Below are 24937 nucleotides of genomic sequence, written 5' to 3'. Positions count from 1 at the left end.
CGACAACTCCCCCTAGAGCTGTCACTTTGGCACCAGCATTAGTTGGAGCGCCGGCGCCTATACACAAGATGTTGTGGTGCGAACGGAGGTGCAAGTTACCCCTGGGATCGTCCGATGTCAAAGATTTTTGCGCGCGATCACGTTCGGAACTGTCAGCGTTGAGTTACGTCGAAGTGAGCGGCTTTCCGACGCGCGTGTCGGCGCTTAGCTGATGTGCGCGACAGGTATTTCGGAGGACTCGGTAGGGCTTGTCTGAAGCCGCTGTCGTCCCGACAAAGTGGCCGTGCCGCGCGTCTTAAGATGCCGGCCGGCCGATCGACCAGAACCGCCGCGTCCGTCGCCGGATGCGCTCACTCGAAAGGGAGTCGTTTTCCATGTCGCACCGCCGTATCCGTCCGCTCGCCGCCCTGTTCGCCGCCGTGCTCGGCCTGGCCGCGCCGCTGGCCAGCCAGGCTTCCCTGCCCGCTACCGTCGACGGCCAGCCGCTGCCCTCGCTGGCGCCGATGCTGGAGAAGGTGACGCCGGCGGTGGTGAACATCTCCACCAAGACGCGCGTGCAGGTGCGCGATCCCTTCTTCGACGACCCGGTGTTCCGCCAGTTCTTCGGCGTGCCCGGCACGCAGCGCGAGCGGGTGGCGCAGAGCCTGGGTTCGGGGGTGATCGTGGATGCGGCCAAGGGCTACATCCTCACCAACAATCACGTGGTGGGCGGCGCGGACGACATCACGGTAAGCCTGCAGGACGGCCGCGACTTCAAGGGCAAGCTGATCGGCACCGACCCGGACACCGACGTGGCGGTGGTGCAGATCCAGGCCACCGGATTGCAGGCGCTGCCCATTGCCGATTCCTCGAAGCTGCGCGTAGGCGATTTCGTGGTGGCGGTAGGCGATCCCTTCGGGCTCAGCCAGTCGGTAACGTCGGGCATCGTGTCGGCGCTGGGGCGTTCGGGCTTAGGGGGAACCGGCTACCAGAACTTCATCCAGACCGATGCCTCGATCAACCCCGGCAACTCCGGCGGCGCGCTGGTGAACCTGCGCGGCGAGCTGGTGGGCATCAACACCATGATTTTCTCGCCCTCCGGCGGCAACGTGGGCATCGGCTTCGCCATTCCCACCAATCTCGGCCGCGACGTGATGGAGCAGCTGATCGCGCACGGCAAGGTGAGCCGCGGCAACCTCGGCATCGAGACCCAGGACATCACCCCGCGCATCGCCCAGGTGCTGGGCCTGAAGAACGCCAGCGGCGCGGTGGTGACGCGGGTGAGCGCGGGCTCCGCCGCGGACGGCGCCGACATCGAGACCGGCGACGTGATCACCGCCATCGACGGCAAGCCGCTGCGCAACTCGCAGGAACTGCGCAACGCCGAGGGCCTGTTGCCAGTGGGCAGCACGGTGAAGCTGACGGTGCAGCGCAATGGCGCCAACCGCGAAGTGACCGCGAAGCTGACGCCGGAGAAGCTGGCGACGGTGGATGGGGCGGCGCTGGATCCGCGCCTGGCCGGGGTGACGTTCAGCGATCTGCCGCAGAGCCTGCGCAGCCAGGGCGTGGCTGGCGTGGCGGTGCAGAGCGTGAAGCCTGGGAGCCGGGCGGCGCTGGCCGGGCTGGGTGTGAGCGACGTGGTGATCGGCGTGGGGAATGCGCGGATTCCGAATCTGGCGACGTTGAAGCGGCTGGCGGGAGTGAAGCCGCGTCAATTGGTGCTGGTGGTGTCGGGGGATGAGGGTGTGCGGTACGTAGATGTGCGTTGATGCGACGCGCTCCAGAACATCGCGGCTTTAGCCCCTCTCCCACCGGGAGAGGGGTTGGGGTGAGGGTACGGGCGGAGTAGCAAGAGTGATGTACACCGCTCCGGCCGGACCCTCATCCGGCTGCCGCCACCTTCTCCCGGTGGGAGAAGGATTCAGGTGTGAGAACTGAGGGGTTCTCGCGAACGCTTTCACACTTCCGATGTTCTCCCGGGTGAACACGTGACGCCCGTCGCATCACCCCCTGATATCCACCCCTCCCGTCAGCCCCCATTTCATTTTCTTGCCCCACGATGGCAGGCGAGGGAGTTTCCGGGCGTTTTTTCTGACCCCGAGCGCATTGATTCGCTTGATTGTTCTCAAGCAGCCGGATGAAATACCGCAGCTTTGTCCGACGCATGCGCGCCATGACGGCAGTACGCGGTCCCATCTCCAGTCGAACCCCGGGGTTTCCCATACCTATGTCTTTCCGTCTCGCACGCATCCTTTCCGTCGCGCTGCTCAGCGTTGCCGCCGCTTCCGCGGCGCAGGCCGCGCCCAAAGCCAAGACTTCCAAGAAACCGGCCCAGCCGGCCGCTCCCACGCTGGTCTGGCGCGGCGACCAGGCGACGGCGCGCGGCCTGGTTACCGACGTGGCCAAGGCCTACGAAAAGGCCGGCAAGGGCAAGATCGAGGTGCAGCCGTTCAACACGGTCTCGGGCCTGGACGCGGTAGCCAAGGGCACCGCCGATTTCGCCGGTTCCGCGCGCGGTCCGGACGGTACGGCCGAGAGCAGCCTGGTGTTCACGCCGGTGGCGTGGGATGCGCTGGTGATGATCACCTACCCGTCCAATCCGGTGAACAGCCTGACCCTGAGCCAGGTGCACGACATCTACTACGGCAAGATCACCAACTGGAAGGACGTCGGCGGCAACGATCAGGAGATCGACCTGTACGCCGTGGCCAGCCCCGGCGACGGCGTGGAATACAGCCTGCGCAAGCTGCTGTTCGGCCGCGGCAACCAGCCGGTGGCGGCGCCGCGCCTGTACGTGAACACCATGAAGCTGGAAGAGGCGGTGACGCTGGATCCGAAGGCGCTGGGCGTGACCACGCTGGCCGGCGTCAGCGGCAACCGCAAGGTGAAGACGATCAACATCAACGGCACCCCGCCGAGCCCGGCCACGGTGAAGGACGGCAGCTATCCGCTGTTCATCCCGGTCTACCTGATCACCAGCGACAACAGCCCGAAGGTGGCGCAGCTGAAGGTGTTCATGGACTTCCTGGGCACCGACGCCGCACGCGACGTGGCCCGCAAGCACGACCTGGTGCCGTACGACGAGGCGCCGGCGCTGGCCGAGCTGGACGTGTCGCGCCGCGCCAAGATCCTGGCCGAAGTGGGCGCCCGCCCGGTGTCGAACGAGCCGGCCGCGACGCCGACGCCGGTGGCCGCGCCCGGCGCGATGTACGCCTCGCGCGTGGCGACCTCGCCGACCTCCGAGCTGACCCAGCAGTCCAAGCAGGACCTGCAGGCGCGCAACGACGCCAGCGCCGAGAAGAAGGCCGAAGCCGTGGCCGCCGCCACCGGCGACAAGACCTACATCGTGGCCAAGGGCGACACGCTGTCGTTGATCGCCAAGAAGAATTCGGTGACCGTCGCCGACCTGCGCAGCTGGAACGATCTGAAGAACGACAACGTGAAGATCGGCCAGGTGCTGAAGCTGGGCCTCTGACGCGCACCGTGCGCATCCGGGCTCTCACGCTCGACCTCGACGACACGCTCTGGCCGGTACTCCCCGCGCTGGAGCGTGCCGACCAGGAGCTGGACGCCTACCTGCGCCAGCATTACCCCGACGTAGCGCGCGCCTGGCCCATTCCGGCCATGCGCGCCCTGCGCGCCCAGGTGGCGCAGGAACACCTGGAACTCGCCCACGACTTCACCGCCCAGCGCCACATCACCATGCAGCGCGCCTTTACCGCGTGCGGCATCGCGGAAGCGCCGCTGGACGTGCTGTGGGACATCTACTTCACCGCCCGCAACAGCGTGGAGCTCTACGCCGACAGCCTGCCGGCCCTGCAACGCATCACCGCCACCTTCCCCGTCGCCAGCCTCACCAATGGCAACGCGGACCTCGACATGATCGGGATCCGCGCGCATTTCGCGCATCACATCTGTGCGCGGGATACCGGGATCGCCAAGCCCGATGCGCGGATTTTTTCCGCCGCCGCGGAACGTTTAGGGGTGGCGCCTGAGGAAATCCTGCATGTCGGGGACGATCCGGTGCTGGATGTGGCCGGGGCGCGCGAGGCCGGGTTGCGCACGGCCTGGATCAATCGTGAGCGCGTGGCGTGGCCGGAGGCGCTTGGGGCGCCGCCGGAGTTGGATCTGGCCGATATGACGGCGCTGGCGGATTGGTTGGAGATGCAGAGCGCTGCGAAGTGAGCCGGCGTAGGTTGGGGTGAGCCGCAGGCGAACCCCAACATCCCACGTTCAAACGCATCGCATTGTTGGGGTTCGCCTACGGCTCACCCCAACCTACCCCGATGAGCACGCGGCGCAGCCGCGGCGTTCCGCTTGCGCGCTTTGGCTCTTGATCTACCGGGTCCCCTTGGCGCCGGCGGTGAGGGCTGGACGAAAAGGCCCCGCAGGGGGCGGGGACACGATGTCCCCGCCTTTTTGATCAGGGCAAGGATGCCCTGTCAAAAAGCCCGGCCAGCCCTCACGGACCCGTAGGTGGCGTAGCCACCGGAGGGCGCCAAGCAGGGTGCCCTCTCTTTTTGGTTACTTTTTCTCTGGGCACGCAGAGAAAAAGTAACTCGCCCCGCGGCAGCGGGGCGAAACCCTCGCCAAAGGCGAGACCCACAAACCTCACCACGACAACCAAGCCATACAGTGACTGGATTCCGGCCTACGCCGGAATGACGGCTAGGAAGTGGCGACGCAGTCGCCCAATCACCCAAAAGCGCGCATCATTGCGCGCCACGCCAAGCAAGCCGCGCCCCCGCGCGGCGATGGAGTCCCATGTCCCTGATCGAACGCAAACCCGGCGACCGCCAAACCATCGCCCTCGAAACCACCGACACGACCCACCTCGCCGCCAGCAAAAAACGCCTCAGCGCCGCCCAGCGCAAATGGCTGGAACAGACCGGCTTCGAAGCCGCCCCCGGCAGCATCGCCCTGCTCCCTGACGCCAACGGCAAACTGCAGCGCGTGCTCGCCGGCGTCGACGCAGGCGATGCGCTCAACGCCATCGCCCACCTGCCGAAAACGCTGCCCGAAGGCAGCTACCACCTTGCCGACGAAGGCGTACTCGCCGACCCCGCACAGGCCGCCCTCGGCTGGGCCCTCGGCGCCTACGAATTCACCCGCTACCGCAAGGCCAGGCGCGCACCGGCCACCCTGGCCGTCAAGGCCGCCGAGCTGAAGACGCTGGCCCCGCTGGTCGACGCCACCGCGCAGGTGCGCGACCTGGTCAACACGCCCACCGAGGACATGGGCCCGAAGCAGCTCGCCGAAGCGGTGAACCAGCTCGGCAAGGCCTACAAGGCCAAGGTGCGCGAGTGGGTCGGCGACGAGCTGCTCAAGGCCAACTTTCCCACCATCCACGCCGTGGGCCGCGCCAGCCATCGCGCGCCGCGCCTGATCGAACTGACTTGGGGCAAGAGCGGCGATCCGCTGCTGTCCGTGGTCGGCAAGGGCGTGTGCTTCGACACCGGCGGCCTGGATCTGAAAGCCGCCGACGGCATGCGCTGGATGAAGAAGGACATGGGCGGCGCCGCGCACGCGATCGCGCTGGCGCGCCTGATCATGGACGCGAAGCTGCCGCTGCGCCTGCAGCTGCTGATCCCGGCGGTGGAGAACGCGGTGAGCGGCAATGCGCTGCGTCCGGGCGAGGTGGTGATCACCCGCGCCGGCCTCAGCGTGGAGATCGACAACACCGACGCCGAGGGCCGCCTGGTGCTGTGCGACGCGCTGACCTATGCGGGCGAGCAGCAGCCGGACCTGATCGTGGATTTCGCCACGCTCACCGGCGCCGCGCGCGTGGCGCTGGGGCCGGACCTGCCGGCGCTGTTCGCCAACCGCGACGAGCTGGCCGAGCAGGCGCTGGCCGCCGGCCAGGCCGTGCAGGACCCGCTGTGGCGCCTGCCGCTGTGGCGTCCGTACCGCAAGATGCTCGACTCCTACCTCGCCGACTTCGCCAACAGCGGTGCCTCGCGCCACGCGGGCGCGATCACCGCGGCGCTGTACCTGGAGCGCTTTGTCGCCGACACCACGCCGTGGCTGCACCTGGACACGTATGCGTGGAACGATGGCGACCGCCCGGGCCGTCCGCGCGGCGGCGAGGCGATGGGCCTGCGTGCGCTGTTCGTGCTGCTGCAGAAGCGCTACGTGCGGGCGTAGCCCGCAGGTTGGAGTGAGCCGCAGGCGAACTCCAATGTCGCGCTCCGGCAGGCGGCGGTATGCGTTGGGGTTCGCTGCGCTCACCCCAACCTACGCCGGACGCCGTGGTCATAACGGCACTGCGTGCGGCCGCCGGACATCGCGACCCAATTCGTGCGCAATGTCAGCCAATACGCGCTGCAGGCGCAGCAGCACGTCGTCGCTGCGGAAGCGGCGCAGGCGGTAGCCCTTGCCTTCGAGGGTGCGGGTACGCGCGCAGTGGTAGCACGGCGCGGCCTGCACGCGGCCGTCGTCGATCTCGACGATCAGCCGCGCCGGCACGCAGACCATGTCGACCAGATAGCCGGCGATCAGATGGTGGCGGCGGAAGCGGTAGCGGACGGTGTCCTCGCCCTGCAGCGCCAGCCACAGGCGGCGCTCGGCCTGGACGCATTGCTGGCGTTGCTGGTCGGCCTGGCGGCGGAGGTGGTGCATGGGGCGCTCCTGGCGATCGGGGGAAGCACAGTGGGCGCCTGCGCCCCCTGCCCCGGCCATCGGGCGCCGCCGCGCCGCACGGTCGGTTCGCGCCACGGCCGCAAGGCAGGTTCCAGCGACATCGTGTAGGCCGGCGCCAGTGCCGGCCGGCATGACCTTCGGCGATGTTGCCTAGGACACTTCACTGCCATGCTTAGTACTTCACTCACCGGGAGCCTCCCCATGCCGACCCTTCGCCCCCGCCTGCTCGCCCTGGGCCTGGCCGCCCTGCTGGGCACCCCTGCCGCCTTCGCCGCCGACACGCCGGAAAAGCTGCCCGAGCAGCCGCCGCTCAGCGCGCAGACGCAGCGTTCCGGCGGCGAAATGCCGGCCGAGCAGCAGCGGCTGAACTTCGATCACGCCGAGCTGCACTTCGCGGTGGACATCCCCAAGGAGACGCTGGACGCCACGGCGCGGCTCACCTTCAGCGCGCGCGCAGCGACCGACGTGCTGCTGCTGGACCTGGATCCGGAGCTGAAGATCAGCGGCATCGCACTGGACGGCAAGGCCTTGCCGACCAGCGCCTGGAGCAACCCTGACGGCCGCCTGCGGATTTCCCTGACCAAGCCGCTGGCCAAGGGCGGCAAGACCACGGTGGAGATCCGCTACGGCGGCAAGCCGCACGTGGCCAAGCGCGCGCCCTGGGACGGCGGCTTCGTGTGGGCCAAGACCGAGGACGGCCAGCCGTGGATCGCCACCGCGGTGGAAGGCGAAGGCTGCGACATGTTCTGGCCGTGCATCGACCATCCGATGGGCAAGCCCGACCTGGTCGACACCTATGTCACCGTGCCCAAGTCGCTGGCCGCGCCGGGCAACGGCGTGCTGGTGGACATCAAGGATGCGGGCGCGAACCACACCTACCATTGGCGCGCCAAGCATCCGACCACCTATGCGATCTCGCTCAATATCGGCCCGTTCGACGTGCTGAAGGGCGACTACAAGAGCCATTACGGCAACACCATCCCGATGCAGATGTGGTACCTGCGCGGCCACGAGGCGCAGGCGAAGCAGCTGTTCGGCGAGTTTCCGCGCATGCTCGACTTCTTCGAGGAGCAGATCGGCCCCTACCCGTTCGGCGACGAGAAGATGGGCGTGGTGGAAACGCCGCATCTGGGCATGGAGCACCAGACCATCAATGCCTACGGCAACGGCTACCCGCGCAGCGAGTTCGGCTTCGACTGGCTGCTGCAGCACGAGTTCTCGCATGAGTGGTTCGGCAACCAGGTGACCAATGTCGACTGGGACGACATGTGGATCCACGAGGGTTTCGGCACCTATATGCAGCCGCTGTACGGCCAGTATCTGTACGGCGACATGCCCTACTTCTCGATGCTGCAGACCGAGCGCACGGCGGTGAAGAACGTGCACCCGATCGTGGCCGGCCGCCATCAGTTCGAGCACGAGGTGTACGACGCCGACACCGGTCCGGCCAACGACATCTACTACAAGGGCTCACTGATGCTGCACACGCTGCGGCAGACGATCGGCGACAAGGCCTTCTTCGAGACGGTGCGCCGGCTGGTATACGGCCGTCCGGATCCCAAGCCCGGCAATTTCGCACCGCACTATGCGACGACGCGCGATTACATCGATATCGTCAAGCAGGTGACCGGGAAGGATATGGGCTGGTTCTTCGATGTGTACCTGTACGAATCCGCATTGCCGGCGCTGGAAGTGAAGCGCGAGGGCGACACGGTGTCGCTGCACTGGAAGGTGCCGCACGACAAGCCGTTCCCGATGCCGGTAGAGGTGCAGGTGGGCGACACCATGCAGACGCTGCCGATGGCGGATGGCAACGGTTCGCTGAAGGCGCCGGCCGGCGCGCTGGTGGTGGTGGACCCGCGCAGCAAGGTGCTGCGCGACCTGCCGCACGTCGACGCATACCGGCAGTGGAAGAAGGAAGAGATGGAGAAGCAGGCTAAGGCGAAGAAGAAGGGGTAATCGCCCGCCCTGCTTTTGCCCCCTCTCCCCTCCGGGGAGAGGGTTGGGGTGAGGGGCCGGTCGGAGCGAAGCACTGAGGGCTACCGCTGCCTGAAAGCTCTACCTCGCTTCGCCCGAACCCGGCCGCAAGCCCCGCCCCCTCACCCCGGCCCTCTTCCCGGCGGGGAGAGGGAGGTGGAAGGCTCCGCCGAAGAACCAAACAACCGCCGCAACGTACGAAACACCACCCGCACCCCCCGCACGATCTTCGGCAACAACCACACCATCAACACCACGAACAAGCCCAGCACCACCAGCAGCGCCAGCGGGTGCTGCCACATCAGGTAGAACATGCCGGCCCAGGTGAGGTCTTCGCTCACGCTGGCGCCCCAGTTGCTGAAAGGCTCCGGCGAGGTGTTGATCAGCGCGCGCGTGCCGGACTTGGCCAGATGCGTGCTCGACACCAGCGCACCGCCGAGCAGCGCCGCGGCAGCCTGCATCGCCGGCGACGCATCCTTGAACACTCCCCACGCCAGCAGCGTCCCGGCGGGGATGCGGATAAAGGTGTGGATCGCATCCCACGCGCTGTCGAACGCGGGAATCTTGTCGGCGAGGAATTCGCCGAGCATCAGCACGCCGGAGACGATCAGCACCCAATTGTCGCTGAGCATCTCCAGCCCCGGCGGCAGGTGCACCACGCCGAAACGGCCGAGCAGGCCGGCCAGGAAGACGGTGGCGTAGAGGCGCACGCCGCTGGCCCAGGCCAGGCCGCCGGCGAGCGCGACGTTCGATAGCGTGTCCATGGCGGGCCTCCGCGGGTGCGTCGGCGCTTATGTAGCACAGGCGTAGGTTGGAGTGAGCCGCAAACCCCAACGATGCGAAGCGCACGCCATGTTGGGGTTCGCCTGCGGCTCACCCCAACCTACGCCGGGTGATGCATGGGGCATAAAAAAAGCGGCGCTTTCGCGCCGCCTTTTGTGCTTTTCTGCCGAGGCTCAGTGCGAACCGGGCGCCGCATTCGTCTCCGGCGTGGCCGCCGCGGTGGCGCTCGGCGAGAACTTGCCGCCGTACGGCAGCACCTCGGCCGCCAGCTTGGCGTCGCCCTTGATCAGGCCCACGGCGTCGAACAGGATGTGCGCCGTTTCGTCCAGCTGCGGGTCGGCGGCCTTCTTGGCGTCGTCTTCCTGCTTGAGCTGGGACTTCAGGCTGCGCTCGTTCGGGTTGAGGCCGTCGTCCAGGCCGTCGCGGTCGTCGTTGAAGCTGTTGCCGTCGATGGCCTTGTGGCGGGCGCGGAAGTCGGCCTGGATGCCTTCCTGTTCCTTGCGCTCGGCCTGGCGCTGGGCGAGGTTGAGCGAGATGGTGGTCTTGTCGCGCATCTTCCGGTACTGCGCCAGCTCGTCGAGCATCAGCTTCCAGCCCGGCGCCTTGGCCGCGCGCGCATCGTGCTTGGCCTGCAGCTGGCCCAGGTAGGCCTTCAGGTCGGCCACCGGCTTGTAGTCCGGCGCGGGCGCGATCTGCGTCCACTGCAGGGCGTTGTCGTAGGTGGATTCGCCGAAGTCCTTCTCGTCGCCGCTCTTGGGGAAGCCGATGTCCGGCGTCACGCCCTTGAGCTGGGTGGAGCCGCCGTTGATGCGGAAGAACTCGGCGATGGTCATCTTCAGCTCGCCCAGCTGCGGCTTTTCCTTGGTGCGGCTGGCGAAGCGGTCGAGGTCGACCAGGTTCTGCACGGTGCCCTTGCCGAAGGTGGGCTGGCCGATGATCAGGCCGCGGCCGTAGTCCTGGATGGCGGCGGCGAAGATTTCCGAAGCCGAGGCCGAGCCGCGGTTGACCAGCACCGCCATCGGGCCGCTCCAGGCCATGCCCGGATCGTCGTCGCCCTGCACGTCCACCTGGCCGCGCGCATCGCGCACCTGCACCACCGGGCCCTTGTCGATGAACAGGCCGGTGAGCTCGTTCGCCTCGGTAAGCGAACCGCCGCCGTTGTTGCGCAGGTCCATGATCACGCCTTCCACGCCGGCCTGCTTCAGCTCGCCGAGCAGCTTGGACACGTCGCGGGTGGCGCTCTTGAAGTTCTTGTCGCCTTCGCGGCGCGCGCCGAAGTCGGAATAGAAGGTGGGCAGGTCGATCACGCCGATCTTGCGGCTGACGTTGCCGTCCTTGATCTCGATGATCTTCTTCTTGGCGGCCTGCTCCTCGATGCTGACCTTCTGGCGCACCAGCGAGATCACCTCGTGCTTGCCGTCCACGCCCACGTCGGCGGGCAGGATCTCCAGCCGCACGGTGGTGTCCTTCTTGCCACGGATCAGCTTGACCACGTCGTCGTTGCGCCAGCCGATCACGTCGACGATGGCGCCGTCGGCGCCCTGGCCCACGCCGACGATGCGGTCGCCCGCATGCACCTTGCCGGACTTGGCGGCCGGGCCGGCCGGCACCACTTCGCTGACCACCACGTATTCGTCGCGCACGCCCAGCACCGCGCCGATGCCTTCCAGCGACAGCTTCATGGAGATGTCGAAGTTTTCCGCCGCGCGCGGGCCGAGGTAGTCGGTGTGCGGGTCGGTGGATTCGGCATAGGCGTTCATGAAGGACTGGAACGCGTCCTCGCCGTCCAGCTGGCGCACGCGCTCGATGTAGTTGGCGTAGCGCTTGTCCAGGGTCTTGCGGATCTCGTCGTCGCTCTTGCCGGCCAGCTTCAGGCGCAGCCAGTCGTTGGTGGTGCGCTCGCGCCACAGGGTGTCGAGCTCGGCCTGGTCCTTGGGCCAGTCGGCCTTCTTGCGGTCGTAGGCGTAGGTCTCGTTGGTGTCGAGCTTGAAGCCCTTCTTGAGCAGCTCGCGTGCGTAGCTCATGCGGTCGACGGCGCGCTGCACGTAGAGGTTGAACACCGAGAACGGGCCGGAGAGGTCCTGGTTCCAGATGGCGTCGTCGAACTGCGTCTTCAGCGGCGCGAACTTGGCCATGTCGGCCTGGGTGAAGAACACCTTCTCACCGTCCAACGCGTCGAAGTAGGCCTTGAAGATCTTGGCCGACATGGCGTCGTCGAGCGGCTGCGCGTCGTAGTGGAAACGCGTGAGGAAGCGCGCGGAAAGCTGCGCCGCCTGGGCCTGGGTGAGCGTGGCCTTCAGCGGCAGCGACGAGGCCTTGCGGCCGGTGGTGCCGCCGGTGAGGTCCGCGGCCGACTGCGCTTGCGCGCCGCCGACGGTGAAGGCGAGCAGCAATGCGAGCGAGACGGTACGCAGTTTCATGAAGTTCTCTTTAGGCATGCTCGGTGACACCAGCGGCGTGGGCTTGCAGGTCGGCGTGATAGGACGAGCGCACCAGCGGGCCGGAAGCGACGTGGCCGAAGCCCATCGCCTCGCCGGCTTCGCGCAGCGCCTCGAATTCGTCGGGAGTCCAGTAGCGCACGACCGGGTGGTGATGCGGCGTGGGCTGCAGGTACTGGCCGATGGTGATCATGTCCACGTCATGGGCGCGTAGATCGCGCATGGTCTCCAGCACCTGCTCCATGGTCTCGCCCAGGCCCAGCATGATGCCGGACTTGGTGGGGACTTCCGGATGCTGCGCCTTGAAGCGCTTGAGCAGGTCCAGCGACCACTGGTAGTCCGCGCCCGGGCGCACTTCGCGGTAGAGGTGCGGCACGGTTTCCAGGTTGTGGTTGAACACGTCCGGCGGGAAATCCTTCAGCACCTCCAGCGCGCGCTCCATGCGGCCCTTGCCGCGGAAGTCGGGCGTGAGGATCTCGATCTTGATGTCGGGGCTGGCATGGCGCGTGGCGCGGATGCAGGCGGCGAAATGCTCGGCGCCGCCGTCGCGCAGGTCGTCGCGGTCGACCGAGGTGATCACCACGTAGCGCAGGCGCATGTCGCGGATGGTCTCGGCCAGGCGGGCGGGCTCGAGCGGATCGGGCGCGGCCGGGCGGCCGTGGGCCACGTCGCAGAACGAACAGCGGCGGGTGCACACCTCGCCGAGGATCATGAAGGTGGCGGTGCCCTTGCTGAAACACTCGTGGATGTTCGGGCAGGAGGCTTCCTCGCACACCGTCACCAGCGAGTTCTCGCGCAGGCGCGCCTTCAGCTGCTGCACGGCGTTGCCCTGCGGCAGGCGCACGCGGATCCAGCTGGGCTTGCGCAGCACGGGGGTGTCGGTTTCGAAGCCGGCGCGGTTGCGCGCGATCTTGTCGTTGCCGAGCTGCTTTTCGACCGCTTGTTTGTCGGCGGGCGTGCCGCTGACGACGCTGATCGGGATGACCTTGGAGGGGGACATATCGCTCATGTAGGCAAGCTCAGACCGCTACGCGAGCGGGTAGTTCGGGGATGACGGGAGCGGCGGACTCGGCGGTGAAATCGAACTGGCGGCAGAACTCCTCGACCAGTGCGTCTTCCACCTCCGCCAGCCGCGACGGACCGCCCAAGTCTAGCACCTGGGTGACCTGCAAACCCTTGTAGCCGCAAGGGTTGATGCGGTGGAACGGCTCCAGGTCCATGTTCACGTTGAAGGCCAGGCCGTGGAAGCTGCAGCCCCGCCGCACGCGCAGGCCCAGGGCGGCCACCTTGGCGCCGGCCACGTAGACGCCGGGGGCGCCGTCCAGGCGGGCCGCGCCGATGTTCCAGCGCTCCAGGGTATCGATGATGGCCTGCTCGATCTTGCACACCATCTCGCGCACGCCGACGCCGGCGCGGCGCAGGTCGATCAGCGGATAGGCCACGATCTGGCCGGGGCCGTGATAGGTGACCTGGCCGCCGCGGTCCACCGGCACCACCGGGATCTCGCCGGGCGCCAGCACGTGTTCCATCTTGCCGGCCTGGCCCAGGGTGAACACCGGATCGTGTTCCAGCACCCACAGCTCGTCGGGGGTGTCGGGGCCGCGCTGGTCGGTGAACGCGCTCATGGCCTTCCAGGTCGCCTCGTAGGGCTGGCGGCCGAGGCGGCGGATTTTCAGCGGCTGGGACATGGGGACAACCGGGAAACGTAGAGGGTCGGGATGAGGTGCGGCCGGGTTCCGGGCTTGCAAGGGCGCGGAGCGCGTCTCCGCGGCACCGATACGGCCGGCCCGAAACGGCGCGGGCCGGGAAAACCCGGCCCGCGCGTGGGGTTACAGCGTGAAGCGGATATCCGGGTCGGCGCGCAGGCTGGCGTGCGCCTGGTCGTACTGCTCGCGGTTCTCGCAGCGGAAGCTGACCGTGACCGAGAGGAAATTGCCTTCGCGCGAGCTGCGGTGCTTCACCGTCTCGTGCAGCACGTGCAGGCCGATGCCCTCCAGGATCGCCGGCACGCGCTTGGGCAGGTCCGCATTGGCGTTGCCCATGGCGGTGATTTCGAATTCGCCGGGGAACTGGAAACCCTGGCCTTCGTTCTGCGCCTTGATCGAATCGATGTCCTGCATGGCGGTACCTCGTGCTTACTTCTTGGCTTCGTCAGGCTTCTTGTCGCTGTGGAACCACAGCATGATGCTGTCCCACAGGCGGCCGAAGAAGCCGGCCTGCGGCGCGTCCTCCAGCGCCACCAGCGGCAGGTTCTGCACCGGCTGGCCGTCCAGGGTGACGCGCAGCGTGCCGATCTGCTGGCCCTTGGTGAACGGGGCGATGAGGGTGGCGGGCACGTCCACGGTGGCCTTGAGCTTGTCGTAGTCGCCGCGCTTGACGGTGACCAGCACGTTCTCGCCCACGCCCAGCGGCACCTGGTCGGCCTTGCCCTTCCACAGGCGCGGCGTGGCCAGCGGCTTGTTGGCGTCGTAGAGCTTGTGGGTTTCGTAGAAGCGGAAGCCGTAGTTCATCAGCGCCAGCGCGGCATCGGCGCGCGCCTTCTCGCTGCTGGCGCCCATCACGATGGCGATCATGCGTGCCTCGCCCTGCTTGGCCGAGGCGGCCAGGCAGAAGCCGGCGGCGGCGGTGTGGCCGGTCTTGATGCCGTCGACGCTGGGGTCGCGCCACAGCAGCAGGTTGCGGTTGTGCTGCTTGATGCCGTTCCACTCGAAGTCCTTCACCGCCGAGATGGCGTAGTCCTCGGGGAAGTCGTGGATCAGCGCGCGCGACAGCAGGGCGATGTCGCGGGCGGTGGTGTAGTGGTTGGCGATCGGGTAGCCGGAAGCGTTCTGGAAGTTGGAATTGACCATGCCCAGCTGCTTGGCGTACGCGTTCATCAGGTTGGCGAACGCGCCTTCGCTGCCGGCGGTGTGCTCGGCCAGCGCGATGGCGGCGTCGTTGCCGGACTGGATGATCATGCCGTACAGCAGGTCCTTCAGCGGCACCTGGCTGTTGAGCTTGAGGAAGCTGGTGGAACCGTCGGTGCCGGCGCCGCCGCTGCGCCAGGCGTTCTCGCTGATGGTCACCTGGTCGTTCATGTGGACCTTGCCGTTGGCGACCTCGGCCGAGACCACGTAGTCGGTCATCACCTTGGTGATCGAGGCCGGCTCCACGCGCACGTCGGGGTCTTTGGCGGCGAGCACCTGGCCGGTGGCGTAGTCCATCAGCACCCAGCTCTTGCCGTCCACGTCCGGCGGCGGCGGCACCGGCGCTTCGGCCACCACCGGCCGCGGCACGGGCGCGGGCTTCGGGGGCGTCTGCTGGGCGACGGCGGCGGTGCCGATCACCAGGGCGGCGATGGCAAACGGAGCGAGGGTACGGCGGAGGAGATTCATCGTTCTGAGAGGTCCGGTTTCGATAGGGCTGGCGCCGGAGCGCCGGAAGGGCAATGCGTCAGTCTACCGCGACCTGCGGACGCGGCAGTCCCATGTCTTCGATCCTGGCGGTGACTTCGTCGGCGCTGTCGACGTCGGCGATGGGTCCCACCCGCACGCGCCGCACGCTGCGGCCGTTGATTTGGGCATCCACCACCTGTACCGGCGCGAAATTCGCGCTGCGCAGCTTCTGCGCCACGCGCTCGGCATTGGCGTTGTCGGCGAAGGCGCCGACCTGCAGGTAGATGCCGGGCTTCGGCGGCGCACCGGCGCTGCCGCTGGCAACGGGTGCGGGCGTCGGCGGCGGCAGGTCCTGCAGCGGCTCGCCCGGCGTGATCGCGCGCACTTCCACCAGGCCGGTGCCCTTCGGGTACACGCCGATCTTCACCGCGGCGGCGTAGGAGAGATCGATCAGGCGGTTGTCGTGGAACGGCCCGCGGTCGTTGATGCGCACGACCACGCTCTTGCCGTTCTCCAGGTTGGTGACGCGCGCGTAGCTCGGCAGCGGCAGCGTCTTGTGCGCCGCGCTGAACTGGTACATGTCGTATTCCTCGAGGCTCGAGGTCTTGTAGCCGTGGAACTTGTTGCCATAGAACGAGGCGATGCCGCGCTCCACGTAGCCGCTCGCGTTCGGCAGCACGGTGTAGGTCTGGCCGAGCACGCTGTAGGGCGACTTGTTGCCGTACAGCGCGCGCGGTTCCACTTTCGGCACGGGCTCGACCAGCTTGCTGATGTCCGGCGGCGGGCCATCCGGCACGCTGTCGGCGTTGTCGCGGTAGCGGCTGCTCTGCGGGCGGCTGACGTCGTCGTCGACGCCGCGGCGCGAACCACCCTCCGGCGACGGCCGGTACGCCCCGCCGCTGCTGCTGCGCCCCGGCGTATAGCCGCCGGATTTCGACGGCCGCGGCTTGCTGCCGCCGCAACCGGCCAGGGCGAGCATGGCGACCGCCAGCAGCGGCAGCGCGAGGCTGGGTTTCATCGACGCTCCCGCACGCCGTCGGCAATGGCCTGGGCCAGCTGGTGCACCGCCAGCGCATACAGCGGGCTGCGGTTGTACTTGGTGATCACGTAGAAGTTCTGGAAGGTGAACCAGTACTCCGGCCCGTACGGCCCCTGCAGCGACTGCAGGCTGCTGCCCAGGCCCGGATCCATCGGCTGCAGTGGCGCATAGCCCCAGGCCATCAGCTGCTCCAGCGGCCACTGCGGCTTGGAATCCTTCACTTCGATCGGCCGCGCGGCGGCGTCGGGCTGCGCGCGCGCCACCACCGGCGCGCCGGTGACCCAGCCGTGCCCGGCGAAATAGTTGGCGACGCTGCCGAGGATGTCCGGCAGCGAATCGTGCAGGTCGATATGGCCGTCGCCGTCCTCGTCCACGCCGAAGTCGCGGATGCTCGACGGCATGAACTGGCCCCAGCCCTGCGCGCCCGCATAGGAACCGGTGAGCGTATCCGGCGGGCCGGCGAGCATGCTGTCCGGCAGGCTCAGCAGCACCTTCAGCTGCTCGCGGAAGAACGCGGCGCGCGGCGGGTAATACAGGCCCAGCGTGACCAGCGCATCGAGCACCTTGTACTTGCCGGTGTTGCGCCCGTAGAAGGTTTCCACGCCGACGATGGCCACGATGTATTCCGGCGCCACGCCGTATTTCCTGCCGATGCGCTCGACCAGCTCGCGGTGCTGCAGATAGAACGCGATGCCGTCGTCGATGCGCTTGTCGGTGATGAAGATCGGCCGGTAGTCCTTCCACGGCTTGGCTTCGGCCGGGCGGCTGATGGCGTCGAGGATGCTCTGCTGTTTCTTCGCGCCGTCGAGCAAGGCGTTCAACCGGGCCGGATCCTTGCCGGTTTCCTTGGCGACTTCGGCGACCAGCTGCGCCTGTCCCGGGTGGGTCTGGGCCTGGGCTGTCGTCAGTGCGGCAGCGGCGGCGAGGCCCAGGGCGGCAATCCATTGCAGGGGACGGGGCATGGCAATCTCGGTCATCAGGCTACTTCGCTGTAAAACGCTGTGCGCGCAAGAGCCTAGCACGCATGGCGGCGCAAACCCTGGCGGAAAGCGGGCATGCGCGGAGCCGGTTCAGTGACGCGAACCGCCGCGGCGCGGGTCAGTCGTGCATCTTGCGGTTGGCGTGGATCGACATCAGCACGCCGAAGCCGGTGAGCAGCGACACGGCCGAGGTGCCGCCGTAACTGATCAGCGGCATCGGCACGCCGACCACCGGCAACATGCCGGCGACCATGCCGCCGTTGACGAACACGTAGACGAAGAAACTCATGCCGATCGCACCGGCGAGCAGGCGCGAATAGGTTTCGCGCGCTTCCATGGCGATCCACAGGCAGCGGCCGATGATGAAGGCGTACAGCGCCATCACCGCGGCCACGCCGACCAGGCCGAACTCCTCGGCGAACACCGCGAAGATGAAGTCGGTGGTGTGCTCGGGCAGGAAGTCCAGGCGCGACTGCGTGCCGTGCTGCCAGCCCTTGCCGAACAGGCCGCCGGAACCCACCGCGATCTGCGACTGGATGATGTGCCAGCCGTTGCCCAGCGGGTCCGATTCCGGATCGAGCAAGGTGCGCACGCGGTTGCGCTGGTATTCGTGCAGGAAATGCCAGGCCACCGGCACCATGCCGCCCACCGCGGCGAGCAGGCTGCCGATCTTCCACCAGGCCATGCCGGACAGGAACAGCGCGAACGCGCCGGCGCCGGAGACCAGCACGGCGGTGCCCAGGTCCGGCTGCTCGGCGATCAGGGCGGCGGGAATGCCGATGAGAATGCCGACCGTGACGATGTCCTTCCACGACGGCGGCAGCTGCCGCGGGTGCAGGTACCACGCCACCATCATCGGCACGGTGAGCTTGAGCAGCTCCGACGGCTGGAACGACATCACGCCGAGATTGAGCCAGCGCTTGGAGCCGCTGCGGATCTCGCCCACGCCGGCCACCACGATCAGCAGGAACACGCTGCCGGCGTAGAGCCAGGGCGTCCAGCCGCGCAGCACCGAGGGCGGAATGCGCGAGATCAGCAGCAGCAGCATGCCGCCGATGACGAAGCGCGCGGCCTGGCCGGTGATCATCGCCATGCTGCCGCCGCTGGCGCTGTACAGCGTGACCAGGCCGGTGATGGCCAGCAGCAGCAGGCCGAAGGCCAGCGGCAGGTCGATGCGCGGACGCGTCAGCAGGCGGCGCAGGAAGCGGGTCAGGCGGACCTGGAGTTCGTCGATCATTGATGGCCTCCGTCGTCCTGCTGGCCGCTGTCGTCGTGCCCGCTCTGATCACGATCGGACGGCAACTGCGCCGGCACATCGGCGGGCGTGGCCATCGGCGTGTCTTCCGGCACCTCCGGCACGCTGCTGGCGTTGGCCGGCAGGCCGCCCTGCTCCGGCGCATTGCGCGCGGGCACGGCGCCGCCCTGGCTGGCCAGCCAGGCTTCCATGATCTTGCGCACGATGGGGCCGGCGTCCGACGCGCCCCACGCGCCCTGTTCGAGCATCGCGGCCACGGCGATGCGCGGCGCGTCGGTGGGCGTGTAGCCGATGAACCAGGCGCGGTGGCGGGTGGCCAGGTAGGCGGTGTTCTTGTTGTTGTCGTAGTCGTTGCTGCGGCGGGAGAAACGCTCCGCCGTGCCGCTCTTGCCGGCCACCACATAGGGGAAGCCGGTGAACTGGCCCTTGCCGGTGCCTTCGGTGATCACCGCTTCCATGCCCTGGTTCACCACGTTCCAGTAGTTGTCCTTGTGGATCAGGGTGGGACCGCTGGGCGGATTGGGCAGCGGCACGCGCGACTCCTTCACCGCCGAGGTGGCCATCACCAGGCGCGGCGCATACGGCGTGCCGTGGCCGGCAAAGGTGGCCGTGGCGTGGGCGAGCTGCAGGGTGGTGACGTTCCAGTAGCCCTGGCCGATGCCGGCCAGGATGGTCTCGCCCGGGAACCAGCCGTACTTGCTGCGCGTGGCCTTCCATTCGCGCGAAGGCAGGATGCCTTCGACTTCGCCGAGCAGGTCGATGCCGGTCTTGTGGCCGAAGCCGAGGCTGCCCATCCAGGCGCTGAGGCGGTCGATGCCCAGGTCCAGCGCGAGCTTGTAGAAGTAGGTGTTGGTGGAGTGCTGGATGGCGCGCACCATGTTCACCACGCCGTCGCCGCCGCGCTTGTCGTCGCGGTAGCAGCGCTGCTGGCCGGGGATGCAGAACTCGCCGGTGGAAAGCACGGTGTCTTCCGGCCGCCGCACGCCGTATTCCAGGCCGCCCAGCGCGAGGAACGGCTTGACCGTGGAGCCTGGCGGGTAGGCGCTCTTCAATGCGCGGTTGAGCAGCGGCTTGTCTTCGGCGGTGGTGTAGGCGACGTAGTCGGTCTTGCTGATGCCGTTGACGAACAGGTTGGGGTCGAAGCTGGGCACGCTGACCATGGCCATGACCTGGCCGTTGCGCGGGTCGATCGCCACCGCCGAGCCCGGGCGGCCGGCGAAGGCGTCGGTGGCGGCCTTCTGCACGCGCGCGTCGATGCTCAGGTACAGATTCTTGCCGGGCTTGGGCGCGTGGGTTTCCAGCACGCGCTGCACGCGGCCGTCGGCGTTCACTTCGACCAGCTCGTAGCCGGGCTCGCCGTGCAGCATGTCCTCGTAGGAACGCTCCAGGCCGCTGCGGCCGACGTGGCTGGTGCCCTTGTAGCGGTCCGGGTCGAGGCGGTTGAGGTCGTCGGCGTCGATGCGGCCGACATAGCCGATGACGTGCGCGAACAGCTGCCCGTACGGGTAGCGGCGGGTGAGGTACGGCACCACGTCCAGGCCCGGGAATCGCCAGCGGTTGATGGCGAAGCGGGCGATCTCGTCTTCGGTGAGGTGCAGCTTCAGCGGCACGCTGTCGAAGCGGCGGTTCTGCTTGAGCTGCTTGCGGAAGGCTTCGACGTCGTCGTCGCCGAGCGGGATCACGTCGCGGATGCCGGCCAGCATGGCCGGCATGTCGGGCACCTGCTCGGGCACCACTTCGAGGCGGAAGGCCGGCACGTTGTCGGCCAGCAGCACGCCGTTGCGGTCGAAGATCAGCCCGCGCGCGGGCGGGATGGCGCGCGGCTTGACGCGGTTGTTCTCCGAACGCAGCGCGAACTCGTCATGGCGCTGCACCTGCAGGTAGCTGTAGCGCACCACCAGCACGGAAAGGCCGAGCAGGATCAGCGCGAAGCCGACGAAGGCGCGCCAACGGAACAGGGTGCTTTCGCCCCGGGAGTCCTTGATCGAGCGGCGACGCAGGGCCATGGCGCTATTGCAGGCGCAGCCGCAGGCGCAGGTCGTCCATCAGCAGGAACAGGAACGGCCAGAGCGCGGCGCCGACGAACGGCGAGATCCACCAGGTGGCGGGCGGGAACGATTCGCCGGCAAAGGCGCGCACGATCAGCAGCACCACACGGTCGTTCAGCAGCAGGGCCAGCACGGCCAGGGTCTGCTGCCACATCGGGAAGAAGCGCAGCCGCGAGCGGAAACGCAGCGCGATGAACACCAGCGCGCACAGGCGCATGGCCTGCTCGCCGAGCAGCACGCCGTCGAGCAGGTCCGCGCACAGGCCGATGCAGAAGGCCAGGCCCAGGCTGACGCGCTGGTCGCCGGCTTCCAGCGCCCAGTACAGCAGGAACAGCGCCGGCCAGTACGGCTTGAACGGCTGCAGCGCGCCGGGCAGCGGCACGAGCATGGACAGCAGGGCGAATGCCAGGGAACCGGAGAACCAGAGCAGGCCGACGCGTTGCTTGTTCATGGCGCGGTGCTCGCGGAAGCGGGGGTTGCCGAGGCTGGAGTGGCCGAGATGGGTGCGACGCGCGGCAGCGTGGCCGCGGTGGCGGCCGGCGCGGGTGCGAGGTCGGCCGGCGGGCCGGCCTGGGTGGCGGGTTCCGGCGGGCCGGCGGGTTCGGCCTGGTCGTGCAGGATCAGCACGTCCTCGCTGCGGTCCAGATCGGCGGTGGGACGCGCGCGGCCTTCCAGGAACATGCCCGAGGCACCCGGCTCCACGCCGCGGATTTCGCCCACCGGGAAGCCCGGCGGGAAACGGCCGCCGAGGCCGGAGGTAAGCAGCTTGTCGCCCGGGCGCACGTCGGCGGCCATCGAGATATTGGGCAGGCTGAGCAGGTCGCCGTCGCGCGACCCGTAGGCCACGGTGCGCAGGCCGGTGCGCTCCACCACCACGGGGATGGCGTGGTCCGGATCGGTCACCAGCATGACCAGCGAGGTGCGCGGCATCACTTCCACCACCTGGCCGATCACGCCGTGCGCGTCGATCACCACCTGGCCCTTCTTCACCCCGTCGCGCTCGCCGACGTTGACCAGCATGCGGTGGCGGTAGCTGCCCAGGTCCACGTCGATGACGCGGGCCAGCTGGACGTTGAGTTCCAGGCTGTGCTGGGTGGCCAGCAGTTCCTTCAGGCGCTCGTTCTGCTCGGCCACCGAGGCCATGCGATTGAGCTTGGCGTTGGCCAGCAGCAGGTCTTCGCGCAGGCGCTGGTTCTGCTCGGTGAGCAGCTGGCGGTCGGCGAAGGCCACGCTGAGGTTGCGCATGCCGGCGGCGGGCATGCCGGCGAGGCGGTAGACCGGTTCGACCACGGCCGAGGTGGTGTAGCGGATACGCCACATCCAGCCGTTGCGATGGTCCAGGACCATCAGCACCATGGCGAACGCGAGATAGAGGATGAGGCGCAGGGTGCCGGCAACCGTGCCGGCAAACAGGGGCGAGGAGTCCTCGCGAGCGAGTGCCATCCCCTGCCCCTTTAGCGCTTATTCGGCGGCGAAGAAGTCGCTGCCGTGCTGGTCGATCAGCTCCAGCGCCTTGCCGCCGCCACGGGCCACGCAGGTGAGCGGCTCGTCGGCCACCATCACGTGCAGGCCGGTCTCTTCGGAGATCAGGCGGTCCAGGTCGCGCAGCAGGGCGCCGCCGCCGGTGAGCACGATGCCGCGCTCGGCCACGTCGGAGCAGAGCTCCGGCGGGGTCTGCTCCAGCGCCGACTTCACCGCGGCGACGATGCCGGACAGCGGCTCGTGCAGGGCTTCCAGCACTTCGTTGGAGTTGATGGTGAACATGCGCGGCACGCCCTCGGCCAGGTTGCGGCCGGAGATTTCGATCTCGCGCACGTCGGTCTGCGGGAACGCGCAGCCGATCTCCATCTTGATGCGCTCGGCGGTGGATTCGCCGATGAGCGTGCCGTGGTTGCGGCGCACGTAGTTGATGATGGCCTCGTCGAAGCGGTCGCCGCCGACGCGGACCGACTGCGAGTAGACGATGCCGTTGAGCGAAATGACCGCCACTTCGGAGGTGCCGCCGCCGATATCCAGCACCATCGAGCCGCGCGCCTCGTGCACCGGGATGCCGGCGCCGATCGCGGCGGCCATGGGCTCTTCGATCAGGAACACGTCGCGGGCACCGGCGCCTTCGGCCGATTCCTTGATGGCGCGGCGCTCCACCTGGGTGGACCCGCAGGGCACGCAGACCAGCACGCGCGGGCTGGGACGCAGCAGGCGCGAACGGTGGACCTGCTTGATGAAGTGCTGCAGCATCGCCTCGGTCATGGAGAAGTTGGCGATCACGCCATCCTTCATCGGACGCACGGTGGCGATGTTGCCGGGGGTGCGGCCCAGCATCTTCTTGGCGTCGCTGCCGACGGCGGCGACGGCGCGGGGGCCGCCCGGGCCACGATCCTGGCGGATAGCGACTACGGAAGGTTCGTTCAGAACGATGCCCTGCCCACGCACATAAATCAGCGTATTGGCTGTGCCCAGATCGATGGAGATGTCGTTGGAGAAGATCCCGCGAAACTTCTTGAACATGGGGCCGCCGTGCGTCGATCTGGCTAAAAAGTAAGCGCGCCAGTCTAAAGACGCGGACACTTGCGCGCAAGGACAATATCGTTAAGAAAGCCTTGTACGACGGGGTGATATGCCAACTTTCGCGCAGGCCGCATGAGTTGGATTTTTCAAAGAGTGATCGCCCTGGCGACCGGATATCGGTAAAATTCGCAACTTTGGCCGGGACGGTATCCCGGCCATTGGTCCGACCGCGCTTGCGCGGCCCGTTCACTAGCCCGGGGACACCCACGAATCATGTCTGCCGTTATCTGCGGTTCGTTGGCATACGACACCATCATGGTCTTCCAGGACCAGTTCAAGAACCACATCCTGCCCGACCAGGTGCACATCCTGAACGTGTCGTTCCTGGTGCCGCGGATGCGTCGCGAGTTCGGCGGTTGCGCCGGCAATATCGCCTATAACCTGAAGCTGCTCGGCGCCGATCCGCTGCCGGTGGCCACGGTAGGCCAGGATTTCGGCCCGTATCGGGCGCATATGCAGGAATGCGGGATCCGCCTGGATTATGTGCGCGAGTTCGGCGACCAGTTCACGCCGCAGTGCTTTATCACCACGGATCTGGATAACAACCAGATTACGGCGTTCCATCCCGGTGCGATGTTGAGCGCGCACGAAAATCATGTGCGGGATATTCCGGAGATCAGTTTCGCGATTGTCGCGCCGGATAGCCGCGATGCGATGCTGCAGCACGTGGATGAGTTTTCGGCGCGGAATGTGCCGTTTATTTTCGATCCGGGCCAGGCGATGCCGTTGTTCAACGGCGATGAGTTCCGCTCGATGATCGAGAAGTCGACGTATGTGATCGTCAACGATTACGAGTCGCAGCTGCTGCAGTCGCGTACGGGCTGGAGTGCGGAAGACATCGCGAGCCGGGTGAAGGCGTACATCGTGACGCTGGGTCCGCGTGGGTCGCTGATTCATACCGATGGCATCACGCACGAGATCCCGCCGGCGCGCGAACGCAAGGTGGTGGATCCCACCGGCTGTGGCGATGCTTATCGTGCGGGCCTGATCTTCGGGATCATGCGCGGGAAGGATTGGCCGACGATCGGACGGATGGCGTCGCTGATGGGTGCGCTCAAGGTCGAATATCCGGGGACGCAGAATCAGCGCTTCGATTACGCGCTGTTTGCGACGGAGTTTGAGGAACAGTTTGGGTATGGGTTGGATTGACCTCAGTTAATTCAAATTGACTTGGGTTGGTTAATTCAAGTTGATGTGGAAAAGGCCTCCTGGATGGGAGGCCTTTTTTGTTTTGGGACTTGCTTGGTAGCACTTCTTTTGAAGCCGTCTGGCTTTGGTGGTGCGTTGCCCGTTGGCACGCAGCCAGTCGTTACCGGTGCTGATCTGGTGCTAGACCGATCGCCAGGCCGCGATGGCCCGGCTCTTTACCCTGGATCGCTATCGCATCGATCACGCCGCGGCGGATACAAAATCCGTGGCGACGATGCTGGCCGTCGGCGCTGACTTTGAGTTGCAAGGCGGGCAAGTGGATCGATTTCGCTAGCTTTGCCTGGCGCGAAAACGCTGAACCGCTACGCACCTGTGTTTGCCGGCAGATACGACGGGCGCTTCGAGTCGAGCTCAATGAGTGGAACGTCTGCCATGCGTTGCAGGCCTGCATTGCTGACGCGAGAGCGCCGCATTTTCGACTTGGAGGCTGCTGCAGATTATCTATTCGGATTAACTCGTGCCGCATCGAGTGCTAATGACGGCGTGGATATCGAGCACAAGGCGGAGCTAATGCAGTGATTATGTTTGGTGCAAGAAAAAACCCTCACCGAGACGGTGAGGGTTTTAGGATAAAGCCCCTGGCGATGACCTACTCTTGCATAGCAAGCTACACTACCATCGGCGCAGCTGCGTTTCACTTCCGAGTTC

At 67.2% G+C, this 24937-nt stretch carries 20 protein-coding genes; 6 read left to right on the top strand and 14 right to left on the bottom strand.

Annotated features, from left to right (window positions below):
• Window positions 1–374: 374 nt before the first annotated feature.
• From FHW84_RS22190 to FHW84_RS22175, 4 genes are all read left to right on the top strand, one after another.
• Window positions 375–1748, top strand: coding sequence for a Do family serine endopeptidase (locus FHW84_RS22190; RefSeq protein WP_167258529.1), 1374 nt, complete (start codon window positions 375–377; stop codon window positions 1746–1748).
• A 458-nt stretch (window positions 1749–2206) separates the two neighbouring features.
• Window positions 2207–3454 (top strand): substrate-binding domain-containing protein, encoded by a 1248-nt coding sequence (locus FHW84_RS22185; protein ID WP_167258527.1) that lies wholly within the window; start codon window positions 2207–2209, stop codon window positions 3452–3454.
• Window positions 3455–3462: 8 nt separating this feature from the next.
• Complete coding sequence (locus FHW84_RS22180) at window positions 3463–4164, top strand: HAD family hydrolase (protein WP_167258525.1); 702 nt, start codon at window positions 3463–3465, stop codon at window positions 4162–4164.
• A gap of 579 nt (window positions 4165–4743) precedes the next feature.
• Entirely contained in the window at window positions 4744–6123 is a 1380-nt protein-coding gene (locus FHW84_RS22175) for a leucyl aminopeptidase family protein (protein ID WP_167258523.1), read from the top strand.
• Between the two features lie 108 nt (window positions 6124–6231).
• Here the strand turns inward: FHW84_RS22175 and FHW84_RS22170 are convergent, their stop codons facing one another.
• The gene (locus FHW84_RS22170; RefSeq protein WP_167258521.1) at window positions 6232–6597 is read right to left on the bottom strand and encodes a DUF559 domain-containing protein; all 366 of its coding nucleotides are present in this window, start codon (window positions 6595–6597) and stop codon (window positions 6232–6234) included.
• Between the two features lie 222 nt (window positions 6598–6819).
• Here FHW84_RS22170 and FHW84_RS22165 point away from each other — a divergent pair, with 222 nt between their 5' ends.
• Entirely contained in the window at window positions 6820–8577 is a 1758-nt protein-coding gene (locus FHW84_RS22165) for a M1 family metallopeptidase (protein ID WP_167258519.1), read from the top strand.
• A gap of 140 nt (window positions 8578–8717) precedes the next feature.
• On the opposite strand, the gene FHW84_RS22160 is transcribed toward FHW84_RS22165, so the two are convergent.
• The 13 genes from FHW84_RS22160 to FHW84_RS22100 form a co-directional block, all read right to left on the bottom strand.
• Window positions 8718–9359, bottom strand: a complete 642-nt coding sequence (locus FHW84_RS22160; protein ID WP_167258517.1) for a DUF4126 domain-containing protein — start codon at window positions 9357–9359, stop codon at window positions 8718–8720.
• A gap of 192 nt (window positions 9360–9551) precedes the next feature.
• On the bottom strand, window positions 9552–11798 hold the full coding sequence (locus FHW84_RS22155) for a carboxy terminal-processing peptidase (RefSeq protein ID WP_167258515.1): 2247 nt from the start codon (window positions 11796–11798) through the stop codon (window positions 9552–9554).
• A gap of 10 nt (window positions 11799–11808) precedes the next feature.
• The gene (gene lipA / locus FHW84_RS22150; protein WP_167258513.1) at window positions 11809–12825 is read right to left on the bottom strand and encodes a lipoyl synthase; all 1017 of its coding nucleotides are present in this window, start codon (window positions 12823–12825) and stop codon (window positions 11809–11811) included.
• 10 nt (window positions 12826–12835) lie between these two features.
• Window positions 12836–13504 (bottom strand): lipoyl(octanoyl) transferase LipB, encoded by a 669-nt coding sequence (lipB, locus tag FHW84_RS22145; protein ID WP_167258511.1) that lies wholly within the window; start codon window positions 13502–13504, stop codon window positions 12836–12838.
• Between the two features lie 141 nt (window positions 13505–13645).
• Window positions 13646–13936: a DUF493 family protein gene (locus tag FHW84_RS22140; protein ID WP_167258509.1), complete on the bottom strand. Its 291-nt coding sequence runs from the start codon at window positions 13934–13936 to the stop codon at window positions 13646–13648.
• Window positions 13937–13951: 15 nt separating this feature from the next.
• Complete coding sequence (locus FHW84_RS22135) at window positions 13952–15190, bottom strand: D-alanyl-D-alanine carboxypeptidase family protein (protein ID WP_167258507.1); 1239 nt, start codon at window positions 15188–15190, stop codon at window positions 13952–13954.
• 58 nt (window positions 15191–15248) lie between these two features.
• The gene (locus FHW84_RS22130; protein WP_167258505.1) at window positions 15249–16208 is read right to left on the bottom strand and encodes a septal ring lytic transglycosylase RlpA family protein; all 960 of its coding nucleotides are present in this window, start codon (window positions 16206–16208) and stop codon (window positions 15249–15251) included.
• Entirely contained in the window at window positions 16205–17206 is a 1002-nt protein-coding gene (mltB, locus tag FHW84_RS22125; protein WP_167258503.1) for a lytic murein transglycosylase B, read from the bottom strand. The genes FHW84_RS22130 and mltB overlap by 4 nt, the downstream gene beginning before the upstream one ends.
• A 121-nt stretch (window positions 17207–17327) precedes the next feature.
• Entirely contained in the window at window positions 17328–18446 is a 1119-nt protein-coding gene (gene rodA / locus FHW84_RS22120; RefSeq protein ID WP_167258501.1) for a rod shape-determining protein RodA, read from the bottom strand.
• A complete protein-coding gene (mrdA, locus tag FHW84_RS22115; protein ID WP_167258499.1) occupies window positions 18443–20470 on the bottom strand; it encodes a penicillin-binding protein 2 in 2028 nt (675 codons plus the stop codon). The genes rodA and mrdA overlap by 4 nt, the downstream gene beginning before the upstream one ends.
• Before the next feature lie 4 nt (window positions 20471–20474).
• Window positions 20475–20963 (bottom strand): rod shape-determining protein MreD, encoded by a 489-nt coding sequence (mreD, locus tag FHW84_RS22110; RefSeq protein ID WP_167258497.1) that lies wholly within the window; start codon window positions 20961–20963, stop codon window positions 20475–20477.
• Window positions 20960–21955, bottom strand: coding sequence for a rod shape-determining protein MreC (mreC, locus tag FHW84_RS22105; RefSeq protein ID WP_167258495.1), 996 nt, complete (start codon window positions 21953–21955; stop codon window positions 20960–20962). The genes mreD and mreC overlap by 4 nt, the downstream gene beginning before the upstream one ends.
• An 18-nt stretch (window positions 21956–21973) precedes the next feature.
• A complete protein-coding gene (locus FHW84_RS22100; RefSeq protein ID WP_167258493.1) occupies window positions 21974–23020 on the bottom strand; it encodes a rod shape-determining protein in 1047 nt (348 codons plus the stop codon).
• A gap of 273 nt (window positions 23021–23293) precedes the next feature.
• Between FHW84_RS22100 and FHW84_RS22095 the strand changes: the two genes are divergently transcribed.
• Entirely contained in the window at window positions 23294–24229 is a 936-nt protein-coding gene (locus tag FHW84_RS22095; protein WP_167258491.1) for a carbohydrate kinase family protein, read from the top strand.
• Window positions 24230–24937: the final 708 nt, after the last annotated feature.

This window comes from Dyella sp. SG562 (assembly GCF_011759495.1).
Classification (GTDB): Bacteria; Pseudomonadota; Gammaproteobacteria; order Xanthomonadales; family Rhodanobacteraceae; genus Dyella_D; species Dyella_D marensis.
This window is presented reverse-complemented; position numbering and strand designations above follow the sequence as displayed.